Consider the following 16,697-nt stretch of genomic DNA (forward strand, 5'->3'; position numbering starts at 1 on the left):
TTTCCTTAATAAAATGGGGGCGGTAACTAGCTGGTTGAACCCAGCATGACAACGGGACGTTGATACTGCGGGCCGCGAAATATCTTTTCTGCGATAAACAACAGCGTGATAGCGGAGCCAATCGGCAACGGCAGATAGTTTTGCCCGGCGCTTAAAAGCGGGAATTCCGCTACGGGCTGATCCCACAGCTCAAGACACAGATTGGTTCCATACCAGAGAATAAACAGGCTGATCGCCACCAACATGATATCTGCGACAATCGAGCAGTAACGACGGGCGGACTCCCCCAGACGGTCAATGACCATGCTCACCGCGATATGTGAACCTGCGCGATAGCTCACCGCCGCGCCAATAAAGGTGAACGTCACCATACAAAGAATGGCGACCGGTTCAGGCCATGACAGGGCATTGTTCAGGACATAGCGTGCAAATATGCCAATGGGGATAATAGCGACCATAACCAATAATGCGACACCGGCAATCCACATAGAGACCCGATAAAGAAAATCCATTACCGATGAATAGCATTCACCCATAATTATCACCTCGAATTAATCAAAAGACTCAGGCAGAGGATTGCTTCCCTCCGCCTGATGAATTACTTCACATCCTGAATACGTTTGATCAAATCCTGGTGGTCTTTACCGTAATTATCCCGCACTGACTGCGTGGCTTTATAGAAATATTCAGTATCAATATCGTGGAACTGAACGCCATTGGCTTTCATGGTCTCCAAAGATTTCGCATTATATTCTTGCCAAAGTTTGCGTTGTTCTATCTGCGCTTCTTTGGCGAGCTTAATAATGAGTTCCTGGTCTTCTTTTTTCAATTTATCCCATTTGGCTTTGGAGAACAGAAAAAGCTCAGGAATAATAAAGTGTTTGCTCCAGGTATAGTTTTTAACGACCGGTAAATAGTTGTGCGCAACAAATGTTGGCGGGTTATTCTCTGTGCCATCAATAACGCCGGTTTGCATACCGCTAAACACTTCGCTGACGCCCATCACGATGGCGTTAGCTCCCATCGCTTTTAGGGTATCCAGCGCTATCGGACTCCCTTGAACGCGGATTTTCATACCGTGTAAATCTTCCGGTTTCACCACCGGATTTTTGGTAATCAGGTTGCGCGTCCCGGCATCCATCCAACCAAGAAATACCAACCGCGATTTCGTATTAGCCGTCAGACGGTCACCAATCTCTTGACCGATCATGCCGTCAAGGACCTTATGCAGATGGTCTTCATCGCGAAAGATATACGGCAGGGTAAACACGTTAATTTCAGGAAGAATGGCGGCAACAGGCGTCATTGAGACGCGAATAATATCGATAGCGCCTAATTGCGCCTGCTCAATCATCTGTTTTTCATCACCTAACACGCCACCTGGAAATGTTTTAATCTCCAGACGGCCATCGGTCGCAGCGCTGAGTTTCTCCCCCATATGTTTCACTGCGACAACGTTCGGGTAATCAGCCGGATGCACATCCGCGGCGCGAAAAGTTTGTGCCAGCGTTGCATAACTCGCCAGTAATACGGACGCGCCAATACACAGACTTAACAGTTTTTTTGTCAGTTTCATTTGTCCTTCTCCAGAAGTTCATAATATCCATTAACAGGAATAGCTTGCAGAGCAAATGACTGCCGGAATTAAAACGAGCAGCGAGAAACTTTCTTAACGACGTTACCTGTGCAGACTAGCTGGTGTAACAATTTATTTCGATGACTGTGTTCACAAAAAATCGCAGATGCTAATAATTTTTAGCACAGTGTTTCATTTTTGCAACGCAGATCGTTTTCTTGATAAAAAAACAACGCAAGGAAGGCGATTTGATACTAATTCCCTCCGCTAGTATTTCAATAAAAATAAAACACTAATATTTCGTGGGAATATCTTTCGAATGAAAAAGAGAAATGCAGGATGGTATTTACACCATCCTGCTGAGAAGTTTGATGTTTACTGCCAACCGTAGCGACGGCTATAAAAACCTTTCACTAATTGGGTCAATGTCATGTAGCCCGCCAGAATCGCAATCAGCCACGGGAAGTAGCTCAGCGGCAGCGCCTGCAATTGCAGATAGCTGGCCAGCGGCGAGAACGGTAATGCAATACCCACCACCATCACGACCAGCGTCATTAGCATCAGCGGCCATGCGGCGCGACTTTGGATGAACGGCACGCGACGGGTACGGATCATATGCACAATCAGCGTTTGCGACAGCAGGCCCACCACAAACCAGCCCGACTGGAACAATGTCTGATGCTCTGGCGTATTGGCATGGAAAACAAACCACATCAGGCAAAAGGTCAGAATGTCAAAGATCGAGCTGATCGGCCCAAAGAAGATCATAAAGCGGCCCAGTTCAGCAGGATTCCAGCGCTGTGGTTTTTTGATCTGCTCTTCGTCGACGTTATCAAACGGAATCGCCACCTGGGATACATCGTACAGCAGGTTCTGGATCAGTAAGTGCAACGGCAACATCGGCAGGAACGGCAAAAAGGCGCTCGCCACCAGTACGCTAAACACGTTACCGAAGTTAGAACTGGCGGTCATTTTGATGTACTTCAACATGTTAGAAAAGGTACGGCGTCCTTCGATCACCCCTTCTTCCAGCACCATCAGGCTCTTTTCCAGCAGGATAATATCTGCCGCTTCACGCGCAATATCGACCGCGCCATCAACAGAGATACCGATGTCCGCCGCGCGCAGCGCAGGAGCGTCATTGATGCCATCGCCCATAAAGCCAACCACGTGGCCTTCACGCTTGAGCAGCGTAACAATGCGCTCTTTGTGCATCGGCGTCAGGCGGGCAAACAGCGTGGTGCGCTGGGCCAGTTTTGCCAGTTCGTCATCGCTTAACCCTTCAATGCTGCTGCCAATCACCACATCGCCCGCATCCAGCCCCACTTCATGGCACACTTTTGCCGCCACCAGCTCGCTATCACCGGTGAGAATTTTCACCGTAATACCGCTGGCTTTCAGCGCTTTCAGCGCCGGAGCGGTGGTCTCTTTCGGCGGATCGAGGAACGCGATATAGCCTTCGAGGATCAAATCCGACTCATCAATACGCTGGTAATCACCTTCACGCGCGGGCAGGTACTTGGTGGCCACCGCCACTACGCGCAGCCCCTGACGGTTCAGCGTATCCGTGACGCGTTTTACCCGACGTAGCATGCCCTCATCCAGGGGGACAATCTCGCCGTTGTGGCGCACCTGGGTGCAGACGCTGAGGATCTCCTGCAACGCGCCTTTGCACACCAGCTGATGTACATCAGTTTCTTCAGCAACCACCACCGACATGCGGCGACGTTCGAAATCAAACGGGATCTCATCGATTTTTTGCCAGCGGGTAGAGAGCTGGCGGGCAGATTCTTCATCCACGCCTTCCAGCACCGCCGTATCCAGCAGATTCTTCAGCCCGGTCTGGTAATGGCTGTTCAGCCACGCAGAATGCAGAACGTGCTCGCTGGGTTTGCCGGAAATATCAGTATGATTCTCCAGCACAATTTTATCCTGGGTCAGGGTCCCGGTTTTATCGGTGCACAGGATATCCATCGCGCCAAAGTTCTGGATGGCATCAAGGTGCTTGACGATGACCTTTTGTTTAGACAGCTTCACCGCCCCGCGCGCCAGCGTCGAGGTGACGATCATCGGCAGCATTTCCGGGGTCAGCCCCACCGCAACAGACAGCGCAAACAGCGCCGCCTCCCACCAGTCGCCTTTGGTATAGCCGTTAATGATGAGCACAATGGGCGCCATCACCAGCATAAAGCGGATCAGCAACATGCTGACGCGGCTGATCCCTTTCTGGAAGGCATTCTGCTCGCTTTCCTGCTCGCTGACGCGGCCCGCCAGTTGCCCGAACCAGGTATTGGCTCCGGTCGCAATCACGATAGCCTGCGCTGTACCGCTCACCACGTTGGTGCCCATAAAGCACAGGGTATCGCACTCCAGCGGGTTGCTTTGCTGCGGGTCGCGGCTGGTTGCGACCTTCTCCACGGGTAGCGATTCACCGGTCAGCGAAGCCTGCGCCACAAACAGATCGCGCGCCTGGACGATACGTAAATCCGCCGGGATCATATCCCCTGCCGCGAGCTTAATAACGTCACCGGGTACCAACTGGTCGATCGGCAGTTCAACCCAACCGTTCTCCCCTTTTTCGTTGATCACACGCAGCACCGTGGCGGTGTTGCTGACCATCGCTTTCAGCGCGTCTGCTGCTTTGGTGGAACGCGCCTCCTGCACAAAATTCAGCAGCGTCGAGATGGCGACCATCAGCGCGATGACGCCAGCAGCAAACAGATCCTCAGTGGCATAGGAAATGGCGCCAAGAATGGTCAGCAGAATATTAAACGGATTGCGGTAGCAGACCCACAGATGCACCCACCACGGCGACGGCTTCTGCGCCGGCAACTGGTTTTCGCCATGGATTTCACGAGCGTTCTCGACCTCTGTAGCGTTTAATCCTTCCGGGTGCGCGCCAAACGTTTTCCACAGCGCGGCTTCGTCCATCAGCGCCATTTTCAGGCAATGTTCGCTCAGTGAGGGCGGGATCGGCGTGCTGGCAACGGTTTGCGCATTGGGCAACGGATCGCGATGTACCAGACGATGCGGTAAATGGCGGTTAAGCCGGGCAAACAGCTGGCGAGTCATATTTTTGAACATAGGCAGTCCCCCTGCGCCAGTCTTAACGGGCGCAGTAAATCCTTCAGGCGTGGCAAAGCCTTGCCTGATGGCAATTTTCAAATCACAACAGGGACGTCAGAACGTCACTGTCTTACGCATCCGGTAAGACAGTGAAAGACAGGCTTACCGGAAAGTTTTGTTTCTCCGTCTCGGGAGAGGGGTGGGATCGGGATCCATATAGCCTCCGGTAAGTGAAAGATAAGCGCTGCGGATTATACGCAGAAAACCATAAGGTTTGTGGCAATTATGGCGGTATGATAAACCATAGAAACTAAACCAAACGTATACCAGACTTTGCCCATTGCACTGTGCTTGAGTAAAGTTATTCTCTTTTGGCATAACTTCACACGCGACACGGGAAAACAGGATGCAAAATCGGCTGACCATTAAAGACATCGCCCGCTTAAGCGGTGTGGGGAAATCCACGGTTTCCCGCGTTCTCAACAACGAAAGCGGCGTCAGCGAACGTACTCGTGAACGCGTCGAAGCGGTGATGAATCAGCACGGTTTTTCCCCTTCCCGCTCCGCACGCGCCATGCGTGGGCAAAGCGACAAGGTGGTGGCGATTATCGTTACGCGCCTGGATTCTCTTTCAGAAAATCTCGCTGTGCAGACCATGCTGCCCGCTTTTTATGAGCAGGGTTACGATCCGATCATGATGGAAAGCCAGTTCTCGCCTGAACTGGTCGAAGAACATCTGGGCATGCTCAGACGCCGCAATATTGACGGTGTGGTGCTGTTTGGTTTTACCGGCATTACCGAAACGATGCTCACTTCCTGGCAGGATTCTCTGGTACTGCTGGCCAGAGATGCCAAAGGCTTTGCCTCCGTCTGCTATGACGATGAGGGTGCTATTCATAACCTGATGCAGCGTTTATACGATCGCGACCACCGCCATATTAGCTTTCTTGGTGTTCCCCATAGCGACGTGACCACTGGTAAGCGCCGTCATGAAGCCTACCTGGCATTCTGTAAGAAACACAAACTGCATCCGGTTGCCGCACTGCCGGGTCTGGCCATGAAGCAGGGTTATGAGCAGGCCGCCAGTGTCATCACCCCGGAAACCACCGCCTTAGTCTGTGCGACGGATACCCTTGCCCTTGGGGTCAGCAAATATCTGCAGGAGCAGCGGATTGAAAATCTGCAGTTGGCGAGTGTGGGCAGCACACCGCTGATGAAATTCCTCCATCCGGAAATTATCACCGTCGATCCAGGCTACGCTGAGGCCGGACGACAAGCGGCCTCACAGCTGATCGAGCAGATCAACGGCCGTAGCGAACTGCGACAAATCGTTATTCCCTCCACCCTCGCCTGATCGCTTTCTGAGCGCTAATTTGTGATCTTCGCTGCGTTTCGGGAACGTTCCCATTTTTAAATATTCATCGAAGAGATACTCTGGCGGCAGGTCAACAACAGGGCTTAATAATGAGCAAAGTAAAACAAGCAGACATCGACCGGCTGATTGAGCTGGTAGGCGGGCGCGACAATATCGCTACGGTGAGTCACTGCATCACTCGCCTGCGTTTTGTACTGAATCAGCCTGCGAATGCCAGGCCGAAAGAGATCGAGCAGTTGCCGATGGTCAAAGGCTGCTTCACCAACGCCGGGCAGTTTCAGGTAGTGATTGGCACCGAGGTGGGCGATTACTACAAAGCACTGCTGGCGACCACCGGCCAGGCCAGTGCCGACAAAGAGCAGGCGAAAAAAGCCGCGCGGCAGAATATGAAGTGGCATGAACAGCTGATTTCCCATTTTGCAGAGATCTTCTTCCCTCTGCTGCCTGCGCTGATTAGCGGCGGCTTGATCTTAGGTTTTCGTAATGTAATCGGCGATCTGCCAATGAGTAACGGGCAGACGCTGGCGCAGATGCATCCGTCGCTGAAAACCCTCTACGATTTCCTGTGGCTGATTGGCGAAGCGATCTTCTTCTATCTGCCTGTCGGGATCTGCTGGTCAGCAGTGAAGAAAATGGGCGGCACGCCGATCCTCGGTATTGTGCTGGGTGTGACCCTGGTTTCGCCGCAGCTGATGAACGCCTATCTGCTCGGTCAACAGGTGCCGGAAGTGTGGAACTTCGGCCTGTTCAGCATTGAGAAAGTGGGCTACCAGGCGCAGGTTATTCCGGCCCTGCTGGCCGGTCTGGCGCTCGGGTTTATTGAAACGCGCCTGAAACGCATCGTCCCGGATTATCTGTATCTGGTGATCGTCCCGGTGTGCTCGCTGATCCTCGCGGTGTTCCTTGCGCACGCCTTTATCGGTCCGTTTGGCCGCATGATCGGCGACGGCGTGGCGTTCGCGGTTCGTCATCTGATGACCGGCAGCTTTGCGCCGATTGGCGCGGCGCTGTTCGGCTTCCTGTATGCGCCGCTGGTGATCACCGGCGTACACCAGACCACGCTGGCTATCGACATGCAGATGATCCAGAGCATGGGCGGTACGCCGGTATGGCCGCTGATTGCGCTGTCAAACATCGCTCAGGCTTCCGCGGTGGTCGGCATCATTATCTCCAGCCGCAAACACAATGAACGCGAAATATCAGTACCTGCGGCGATCTCGGCTTATCTCGGGGTAACGGAACCGGCGATGTACGGCATCAACCTGAAATACCGCTTCCCGATGCTGTGCGCGATGATCGGCTCCGGTCTCGCCGGTCTGCTGTGCGGCCTGAACGGCGTGATGGCGAACGGCATTGGCGTCGGCGGCCTGCCGGGAATCCTCTCCATTCAGCCAACTTACTGGCAGGTATTTGGCATGGCGATGGTCATCGCGATTGTTATCCCGATGGTACTGACCTCATTCGTCTACCAGCGTAAATACCGTCAGGGCACATTACAGATTGTTTAACTTTTCTTCGGGGCGCAGTTGCGCCCCATCGTATCTCCAGGAAACAGCAATGAATATTCCACACTGGTGGCAAAACGGCGTTATCTATCAGGTGTACCCCAAGAGCTTTCAGGACACCACCGGCAGCGGCACGGGTGATTTACGCGGCGTAACGCAGCGTCTCGACTATCTGCAAAAACTGGGCGTTGATGCCATCTGGTTGACACCCTTCTACATTTCGCCGCAGGTTGATAACGGCTACGACGTCGCCGACTACATGTCTGTCGATCCGGCTTACGGCACGCTTGCAGACTTTGACGAACTGGTAGCAGCGGCGAAAGCGCGCGGCATACGCATTATTCTGGATATGGTGTTTAACCACACCTCAACCCAGCATTCCTGGTTTCGTGAGGCGCTGGATAAAGACAGCCCGTATCGTCAGTTTTATTTCTGGCGTGACGGCGAACCGACCACCCCGCCGAACAACTGGCAGTCAAAATTTGGCGGCAGCGCCTGGGGCTGGCACGCCGAAAGCGAGCAGTATTATCTGCATCTCTTTGCCCCGGAGCAGGCCGACCTGAACTGGGAAAACCCGGCGGTACGCGCCGAGCTGAAAAAAGTCTGCGAGTTCTGGGCCGCTCGCGGCGTGGACGGCCTGCGCCTCGATGTAGTCAATCTTATCTCCAAAGATCAGGACTTCCCGAACGATCCCGACGGCGATGGCCGCCGTTTTTATACCGATGGTCCGCGCGCGCATGAGTTTTTACGCGAGATGAACCGCGACGTCTTTACGCCACGTAACCTGATGACGGTCGGCGAAATGTCTTCCACCACGCTGGAAAACTGCCAGCAATACGCCGCGCTGGACGGCAGCGAACTGTCGATGACCTTTAACTTCCACCACCTGAAGGTGGATTATCCCAACGGTGAAAAATGGACGTTAGCCAAACCGGACTACGTGGCGCTCAAAACTCTGTTCCGCCACTGGCAGCAAGGGATGCACAATCAGGCATGGAACGCGCTTTTCTGGTGTAACCACGACCAGCCGCGCATCGTGTCGCGTTTTGGCGAGGAAGGGAAATACCGTGTGCCAGCCGCCAAAATGCTGGCGATGGTGCTGCACGGCATGCAGGGCACGCCCTATATCTACCAGGGGGAAGAGATTGGCATGACCAACCCGCACTTCCGCCAGATTACCGATTACCGCGACGTAGAAAGCCTTAACATGTTCGCGGAACTGAACGGCCAGGGACGCGATGCCGAAGAGTTGCTGGCAATCCTCGCCAGTAAATCCCGCGATAACAGCCGCACGCCGATGCAATGGGACGGCAGCAAACATGCCGGATTTACCCAGGGCGAGCCGTGGATCGCACTGTGCGACAATGTGACGGATATTAACGTGGCGGCCGCGCTTGATGACGCCGATTCCGTGTTTTACACCTATCAGAAGCTGATCGCCTTGCGCAAAACGGAGCCGGTTATTACCTGGGGCGACTACCAGGATCTGTTCCCAGACAGCCCACACGTATGGTGTTATCAGCGTGAATGGCAAGGACAGCGGCTGCTGGTCATTGCCAACCTGAGCAATACCTTCCAGAACTGGCAACCGACTCATACCGACGGAAACTGGCAAGTGCTTATGCACAACTATGCCGAGGTCGCCAGCCAACCCGTTGACATGACGCTGCGTCCTTTTGAAGCCGTCTGGTGGGTGCAAAAATAATGGCGCAAAGATACGGATAAGCGTCGTTATTCGTATCTTCAATTACGCAGTTCGTATGGGATGTATAGCGATACCTGAAATGTACCATGATAAAATTTACAAGCTCTGGGGAATAAAATAAAAATACACCTGCCTCTTATTATATTACCCGGCAGGATATTATGAAAAATCTTATTAGAACATGTACTATTTCAGCATTACTGATTAGCAGCCAAGGATGGTGTGGGAATACTGCAGTTGATTTACGCTTTGGTCATAACACAAACTCTGAAGCAAATGACTCAAGAATTAAAGTTATGCATCAGGCTGACAACGGTTTTTATTTTTCCGTTGAGGCTGCACAAAATCACAATGACACGTTTTTTGGCGATACCGATAGAAACGATCCCGATGATAAAGGTGTGACTGAAGCAGCTCAAGAAATAGAAACTCGCTGGCGTTTTGACTTAGGTAATGGTTATGCAATTGCACCAGGTTTAGTTACTGTATTTACTTCCAGCAACACGCACTATCGACCTTTTATTCAGGGTTGGAAATCTTTTGATAATGGACTTAATCTCTCAGCGCGCTATCGCTATAACACAATAAACGACTCCCACAGTGACAGAAAATTAGACGGTAGCGGTTACACTCGCCGCGAGTCACACCAGTTCGATCTCTGGTTTGCCTATAATATTGGTAATTTTGGTATGTCTTATAATCCTCGTTTCCGCTGGCAGGATGGTGTCGACCAGGGAACAGGTGATGATACATACTGGGAGCATACCGTGGCGTTCAATTATAAACTGGACGATGGCTGGACCCCGTATGTTGAGTTAGTATCTCTTGATAAAACCTACATCAATGACCACGGGGATCATGAAAATGATTACGCCGTGCGTCTGGGGATTGTTAAGCAGCTCTGATGTTTCACGCCGCATCGTGTTGCAGCAAATAGCAACCGATGCGGTCAACCACAGTAAGCAGTTCAAGCTGGCCTTCCCGTTGGTATAAAGAAATCGCATCAATATCAATGTCCAGAGGCCAGCACAGTGTTGCCAGCGTCGCTAATGTTGATCCTCTCTTGGTAATCGCAATTATTTTTAGCCCTTTACGCAACGCATTTCTTGCCATTTCAACTAACGAGGCAGTTTCACCTGATTTACTGATGAGCACCAGCGTTCCTTGGGAAACCCGTGTGAGCTGGTGAATGTCATTGAGAATTAAATGGGGCAAACTCGCCAGCGAAAGAAAACGAGAAAGATAATTCAAACTGGTCAGCGATGCCCCGCGTGAATATAAAAATATATGACTTGAATTAATCAATTGGTTACATAGTTGTATTATCAGCTCTTCTTTTTCGTTTCCTATGCTAAATTTCACCGGCTCCGCGACACGTCTGTCTCGTGAAAACTGATACCGCAATTCGGTATAGCTTTGATACCCCATTTTTTTACACACTCGATTCACGGACGTGGTGGTGGTGAACGTCTCGGTAGCAATCACTTTGGCGGAAATACCAGAGATTTCATGTGCATGACACTGTATATATTCAAATATTAACCTTTCATTACCTTGAAAAGAATTCATAAAACAGCACTCTTTAACTAAAGATAGATTGATCATACCCGTATCTTATACCAGACACTGCAATGTGAATCACACTATCATGTTTCAGGTATCCCCATACGCAATAAGTATCACCAAACGTTTATTGGACTTTTTATTTCTCTTTATAATTCCTGTAGTTCTATTTTCAGAGATTTGACAATGACACCACAAAAAATAGTTGCAGTAACAGCATGCCCTACAGGTATTGCGCATACATTTATGGCGGCCAACAAAATTGTCGCCTGGGGAAAAGAAAACGGCTTTAACGTTAAGGTCGAAACACAAGGAAGCGACGGAGTTAAAAATAAGCTCTCCCGTCAAGATATCGCCAGTGCTGATGCTATCATCCTGGCGGTTGATGTCCCTGTCCAGGATGCCGAACGTTTTGAGAACGTACCTCATCTCAAAATACGTACGCAGGAACTAATCAAGAATACCGACCACTCTATTCATCGGGCGCTGGCTTTGGATAAAGATACGACTACCGCCAATGACGAACCAGAAGAACGCCGTTCCGCCTGGCAGATCTTTATCGGACATATTATGGCGGCAATTAGCTATATGTTGCCTGTCGTGGTGCTCGGTGGATTACTCATGGCGGTAGCGAAAATAACCGGGCAATTCATTCCCATCAACGGAACACCGTTTGAGGTGCTGGATAAACTGGGCTTTATGGTCATCAAGTTTATGTACCCGGTATTCGCCATGTATCTCGCCTTTTCTATCGCTGGAAAACCGGCGTTAATACCTGGCCTTATCGGCGGTATTATGTCTGACGAAGTCTATAAGCGCTTTTTTGATCTCGAAGGTTTTATGCCCTCGGGATTTTTTGGCGCTATCGCAATCGGCTTTTTTGTCGGTCATCTGGTGCAGTGGCTCAACGATACGATAAAAGTACGTCCGCAAATTACCACTATAAAAACCATGCTGATTGTGCCTATATGCACCGGTATCACGCTGGTGATTGTCATGCAGTACCTGATTAACCCAATTTTTGGCGCACTAAACCAGGCGATGGTGACCTTTTTTACCTCTGCTGGCGACTCTGGACGCAATTTTTACTCGCTGATGATTGCAGCAGGTACTGCTTTTGACCTCGGCGGGCCGATTAACAAAGCGGCGGGTTCAGTGGCTCTGGGACTTAACGGCGTGAGTGAGACCTTCGATTTAACCGCCAGAGAGCTGGCCATTGTCATCCCTTCAATCGGCGTCGGCATTGCTGCATTGCTCAATAACCGCTTCGGCCTTCCTAACGTATTTAACAGCGAAGAAAAAACTATCGGTAGCACTTCACTGCTACTGGGTTTCATTGGGATTTCTGAAGGCGCGATCCCATTTATTCTGAAGAATCCCCGTCTGATCCCGGTATTTATGGTCGGGGCAATGGCAGGCGCACTCATTGCCACAACGTTAGGTGTCAAACAATCTTTACCGCTGCCTGCCGTTTGGGGATGGCCGCTTGCCACCAACGTTACGGGTTATCTAATCAGTGTTTTCGCAGGCTCTCTGGTGTGCGCGTTAGGCGTGCTTTTCTTCAGCCCGAAACTGGCAACAAATTCAGGAAAGTAAAATGAGTCATATCCATGTCATCGCGCACACGCACTGGGATCAAGAGTGGTATTTCACCCTACAGGACAGCAATATTCTGGCATCGCGAAACTTTGCCGATGTTATCGACACTTTAGAAATTCACCCCGATTACACCTGTTACCATTTCGATGGACAAACCGCTGTTGTTGAGGATTTTCTGGCCGTCAATCCGCAGTATGCTAACCGTCTGAAAAAACTCGTCAAACACAAACGGCTTTTTATAGGCCCCTGGTATACCCAAACGGATACTTTCAACGTTCACGGCGAATCGATTATCCGCAACCTGAAATACGGCATTCTTTCTGCGCGAAAACTGGGTCATGCTATGATGGTGGGCTATCTGCCCGATACATTTGGTCATAACAGCCAACTCCCTACACTGCTCCGCGGATGCAACCTGGATAACATCGTTTTCTGGCGGGGCATTAATCATGATACTCAGGCTGAGCAGAGCCAGTTTATCTGGCGTGCGCCGTCAGGCTCGGAAGTGATTGCCTGCGTAATGCCGTTCGGCTATGGCGCGGCCAAAAACATTCAGCCAGACGATGCGCACCTGCAAGAAAAAATCTTTCCGATGGTTAATCTCATCCGTCAACGTTCTGGCCTGAATGACCTGCTCCTGCCCTGCGGCGGCGATCAGGTCAACATCGATCCCAACTTGCCGAAAATTCTGCAGACAGTCAGTAAAAAATCATCAGAAGGTGATCGGTTCCTGCTCTCATCGCTGGAAACGTATATCGATACGCTTCGTCAGCAAGCCAAAGGATTTACCTGCTGGCAAGGAGAGTTGAAGTCACCGCGCTATACCCGGATCCACAAAACCATCGGCTCCGTCCGCTACGACATTAAAAAGAAAAATTACGATGTCGAGCAATTTTTACTGGGTAAACTGGAGCCAACGATCGCGCTGGCTCGCCAGCATGGCATTGATGTCAACCTCCAGTGGGTTGATCAAATCTGGAAAAACCTGTTACGCAATCATGCCCATGACTCCATAGGCGGATGCAACAGTGATGCGACTAATCGGGACATTCTTCACCGCCTGGAACAGACCGAACAACTCAGCCATAGCCTGTGGAATCTGGTGATGAAAGAGTTGGCGATGGCCAGTAGCCAGGAGAACGATCTCGTTGTGGTAAACCCCGGCGCTACGTCCTGGTCCGGGATCATCAACGCCACACTGTACAGCCGCACGCCCTCCCTGAAGCTCTTCATTGATGAGCAGCCTCTCTCATTTAGCATGATAGAACAAACGGAACTCCCCGGCGGACGCATGATTCAGGTTACGCCGCAGGGTGAAAAAGAAGTTGAGCTTGCGCCTTATTACCGCTCGCAAGTCGCCATCGACGTAGCACAGTTGCCCGCGCTGGGTTACATCAATATTGCCGTTCGCGAGAGTGAGCACGCAGTCTCTACGCTCCGCTCTTGTGCTGAAAGCCATATTGAGAATGAGCATTATCGGCTAACCCTGGGTGGTGGAACGCTGACGTTTGAGGATAAACGCAGCGGTAGGGTAATTGCTGATCTGCTAGCGTTTGAAGACTGTGCAGATGCTGGCGACAGTTATGATTTTTCGCCACTGGAGGGCGATATCCCCAACCAGTTCAATAATTTTTCGTTCCTCGCTTGTGAAAAAAGTCAGCATGTCGAGCGTTTAACGCTAGGAATCACTCTCAGTCTGCCTTCTTCATTAAGCCAACGTGCAACACAAGATTGTCCGGTACAGATTGTATGCGAGCTACGCCAAGGTGAAGCCCAACTTTTCATTGATGCTCATGTGGAAAACAAGGTTTGCGACCACCGTCTGCGTCTGCTGATCAACAGCGATATTCACACCCGTGAATCAATAGCCTCACAGCCTTTCGGCATTATTCACCGACCCGTGGCCGATGCCCCCGCTGACTGGCGGCAACATTATCGCGAGAAGCCCGTCGATATTGAAACCAGTGAGGGAATTATTGCCATTGCGGAAAACAACAAGGCGCTGATCGTTAACAGCCTGGGCATGAAGGAATTTCAGATCCTGCAAAACGGGACCTCGCAGCTTGCGCTGACGCTCTTCAAATCGACAGGCGTTTTAGGGCGTGACGATCTGGCCTGGCGTCCTGGGCGCGCTTCCGGAATCAATAACACTGTCATTTACACGCCAGAAGCTCAGTTACACAAGCCTCTGCATTTTAGCCTGACGTTGTCTCTCGCCGAACGCGCCGACCATTTGACATTACGTCGCCTGGAAACCCGAGTGCTACGCCAGCCATTCAATTGGCAGAATCAGAAATTGAACACACTGGATAACCGCCTGGAACGCTTCACGCTCAATTTTACACCGCGTTCACTTCCAGAAACCTTCAGCCTGCTGTCGCTTCCAGAGCCGCTCATTCTTTCGGCGCTCCCCCACGCCCAGACGGTAAAAGGCACGATCCTACGTGTTTTCAATGCCGGAGAGCATCCGGTTGAGCTTCCGCCATTTCTGCAAGAGATGTCACAGATTAACTATCTGGAAGAACCCGTTGAACACTGCCATGAAATTGCACCGTTCGCCACCTGCGATTTCCTTCTCCCACAACCGGAGCGTCACGTAAAAGTATGAATAATTCCCCGCGTGAAACATTTATCCGCGAGACGCTGGCGCAGCTCTATCCGCAAGCTGATCATCAGGCAATCGCGGCAAAAATTGAGCAACTTATCCAATACTGGAAACCCAAAACACAAACGGCAGTACCGTTAGATCAGAGCCGCATCTGGATGATCGCCTATGGTGATAGCATCTGCGCGCAAGGGGAAAATCCTCTGTCGATTCTCCACCAGTTTGCAAAACTGTGGTTAAAAGGGACGATCAGCGATATCCATCTGTTACCTATGTTCCCCTGGTCCTCCGATGATGGTTTCAGCGTGGTGGATTACCGGCAGATTGATCCCAATCTTGGGCAATGGTCAGATATTGCGGCACTGGCTGGCGATTTTAATTTGATGTTCGATTTTGTGATTAACCATATTTCACAGCAAAGCCGTTGGTTTCAGGGCTATCTTCGCGGCGAGCCTCGCTACCAGAACTACTTTATCAACGCCGATCCGGATGAGGATTATCATCTGGTAACCCGCCCACGGACGCTGCCGTTGCTTACCCCCTTCAAGCGATCGACAGGGGAAACGTCACACATCTGGACGACATTCAGCGCCGATCAGATCGATCTCAATTTTCGTGAATCTGACGTTTTATTGGAAAGCATTGATATTATGCTGGAGTATGCCTCACGCGGCGCCCAGGCGATTCGACTCGATGCCGTAGGCTTCCTGTGGAAGGAAAGCAACAGCAGCTGTATTCACCTGCCGCAGACCCATCTGATCATAAAACTCTGGCGAGCGATTCTGGAAGAGAACTGGCCTGACTGCCTGTTGATTACCGAAACCAATGTGCCACATCAGGAAAATATCAGCTATCTGGGTTCAGGGGATGAGGCTCACATGGTGTATCAGTTCCCGTTACCCCCTCTGACGTTACACGCTTTCCTGCGCGGCAATGCGCGTTGGCTACGTCAGTGGGCGCAAAGCCTGGAACAGGAAACGTTTCCAGACAACACCACCTTTTTCAATTTTCTCGCCAGCCACGACGGCATTGGATTGAGACCCGTTGAAAATATCCTCTCTACGGAAGAAAAAACGTTTCTGGTCAATGAAGTAGAACGCAAGCAAGGGCGTATTTCCTGGCGTACCAATCCTGACGGCAGCCAGTCACCTTATGAAATGAATATAAACTTCCTGAGTGCATTAAGCGAACCGGGGGAGGCTACTGACAGACAGGTCGCCAGGTTCGCCGCCGCTCACGCCATCCTCTTTATGCTGCGGGGCGTACCTGCAATTTACTACCACAGTCTTCTTGGTAGTGAAAACGATCTGCACGGGCTTAATACATCAGGGCTAAATCGTCGCATTAACCGTGAAAAGCTGGATTTCGCCGCCACGCATCAGGCATTAGTCACCCCTGAATCCCGACAAGCGAAGATCTATGCTGCGCTGTCGAGATTACTTCGGGTACGTAAACAGCATCCCGCTTTCTCACCATCATCGTCTCAGCAAGTCCTTGAACTGCCAGACGCACTGTTTGGTGTCAAACGCCAGATGGGGGGAGAAACCCTGTACTGTGTTGTCAATCTCACTGCAATCACACAACCACTTTCTTTGCCCACCGAAGGAACAGATCTTCTGATGGGGACACCCTTTAACGGCGCTTGCCTGCTAACCGGCTGGCAAACAGTATGGATCCGTACCGCGACGCAACCGGAGGAATAA

General features: G+C 51.2%; 12 protein-coding genes. 7 read left to right on the forward strand and 5 right to left on the reverse strand.

The genetic code is table 11. The annotated features are described in order from the left end of the window. Positions 1-26: 26 nt before the first annotated feature. The 4 genes from FDX14_RS19440 to mgtL form a co-directional block, all read right to left on the reverse strand. A complete protein-coding gene (locus tag FDX14_RS19440; protein ID WP_079225607.1) occupies positions 27-536 on the reverse strand; it encodes a TRAP transporter small permease in 510 nt (169 codons plus the stop codon). A 62-nt stretch (positions 537-598) separates the two neighbouring features. Further along, positions 599-1,576 carry a TRAP transporter substrate-binding protein gene (locus FDX14_RS19445; RefSeq protein WP_137350083.1) on the reverse strand — a complete coding sequence of 326 codons (978 nt, stop codon included), beginning with the start codon at positions 1,574-1,576 and terminating at the stop codon, positions 599-601. Positions 1,577-1,951: 375 nt separating this feature from the next. Continuing rightward, positions 1,952-4,660, reverse strand: a complete 2,709-nt coding sequence (gene mgtA, locus FDX14_RS19450; RefSeq protein ID WP_137350084.1) for a magnesium-translocating P-type ATPase — start codon at positions 4,658-4,660, stop codon at positions 1,952-1,954. Positions 4,661-4,804: 144 nt separating this feature from the next. Beyond that, positions 4,805-4,858 carry a mgtA regulatory leader peptide MgtL gene (gene mgtL / locus FDX14_RS25330; protein WP_137350111.1) on the reverse strand — a complete coding sequence of 18 codons (54 nt, stop codon included), beginning with the start codon at positions 4,856-4,858 and terminating at the stop codon, positions 4,805-4,807. 190 nt (positions 4,859-5,048) lie between these two features. On the opposite strand from mgtL, the gene treR reads away from it, so the two are divergent. The 4 genes from treR (at position 5,049) to FDX14_RS19475 (ending at position 10,132) form a co-directional block, all read left to right on the forward strand. Then, on the forward strand, positions 5,049-5,996 hold the full coding sequence (gene treR / locus FDX14_RS19460) for a trehalose operon repressor TreR (RefSeq protein ID WP_042312708.1): 948 nt from the start codon (positions 5,049-5,051) through the stop codon (positions 5,994-5,996). Between the two features lie 110 nt (positions 5,997-6,106). After that, positions 6,107-7,525, forward strand: a complete 1,419-nt coding sequence (gene treB / locus FDX14_RS19465; protein WP_042312710.1) for a PTS trehalose transporter subunit IIBC — start codon at positions 6,107-6,109, stop codon at positions 7,523-7,525. Positions 7,526-7,574: 49 nt separating this feature from the next. Then, the gene (gene treC, locus FDX14_RS19470; protein ID WP_061382757.1) at positions 7,575-9,227 is read left to right on the forward strand and encodes an alpha,alpha-phosphotrehalase; all 1,653 of its coding nucleotides are present in this window, start codon (positions 7,575-7,577) and stop codon (positions 9,225-9,227) included. Between the two features lie 161 nt (positions 9,228-9,388). Continuing rightward, positions 9,389-10,132 carry an oligogalacturonate-specific porin KdgM family protein gene (locus FDX14_RS19475; protein WP_061382756.1) on the forward strand — a complete coding sequence of 248 codons (744 nt, stop codon included), beginning with the start codon at positions 9,389-9,391 and terminating at the stop codon, positions 10,130-10,132. A gap of 4 nt (positions 10,133-10,136) precedes the next feature. Here the strand turns inward: FDX14_RS19475 and FDX14_RS19480 are convergent, their stop codons facing one another. After that, complete coding sequence (locus FDX14_RS19480) at positions 10,137-10,796, reverse strand: MurR/RpiR family transcriptional regulator (protein WP_042312717.1); 660 nt, start codon at positions 10,794-10,796, stop codon at positions 10,137-10,139. Positions 10,797-10,976: 180 nt separating this feature from the next. Here FDX14_RS19480 and FDX14_RS19485 point away from each other — a divergent pair, with 180 nt between their 5' ends. From FDX14_RS19485 to FDX14_RS19495, 3 genes are read left to right on the forward strand one after another with little or no spacing between them, the layout of a single operon-like run. After that, the gene (locus FDX14_RS19485) at positions 10,977-12,386 is read left to right on the forward strand and encodes a PTS fructose transporter subunit IIC (RefSeq protein ID WP_072014804.1); all 1,410 of its coding nucleotides are present in this window, start codon (positions 10,977-10,979) and stop codon (positions 12,384-12,386) included. Position 12,387: 1 nt separating this feature from the next. Beyond that, a complete protein-coding gene (locus FDX14_RS19490; RefSeq protein ID WP_137350085.1) occupies positions 12,388-14,997 on the forward strand; it encodes a glycoside hydrolase family 38 N-terminal domain-containing protein in 2,610 nt (869 codons plus the stop codon). Continuing rightward, positions 14,994-16,697: a sugar phosphorylase gene (locus tag FDX14_RS19495; RefSeq protein WP_042312723.1), complete on the forward strand. Its 1,704-nt coding sequence runs from the start codon at positions 14,994-14,996 to the stop codon at positions 16,695-16,697. Before FDX14_RS19490 ends, FDX14_RS19495 begins: the two co-directional genes overlap by 4 nt.

It is taken from the genome of Citrobacter sp. wls710 (assembly GCF_005281115.1).
In the GTDB taxonomy this organism is placed as follows: Bacteria; Pseudomonadota; Gammaproteobacteria; order Enterobacterales; family Enterobacteriaceae; genus Citrobacter; species Citrobacter werkmanii.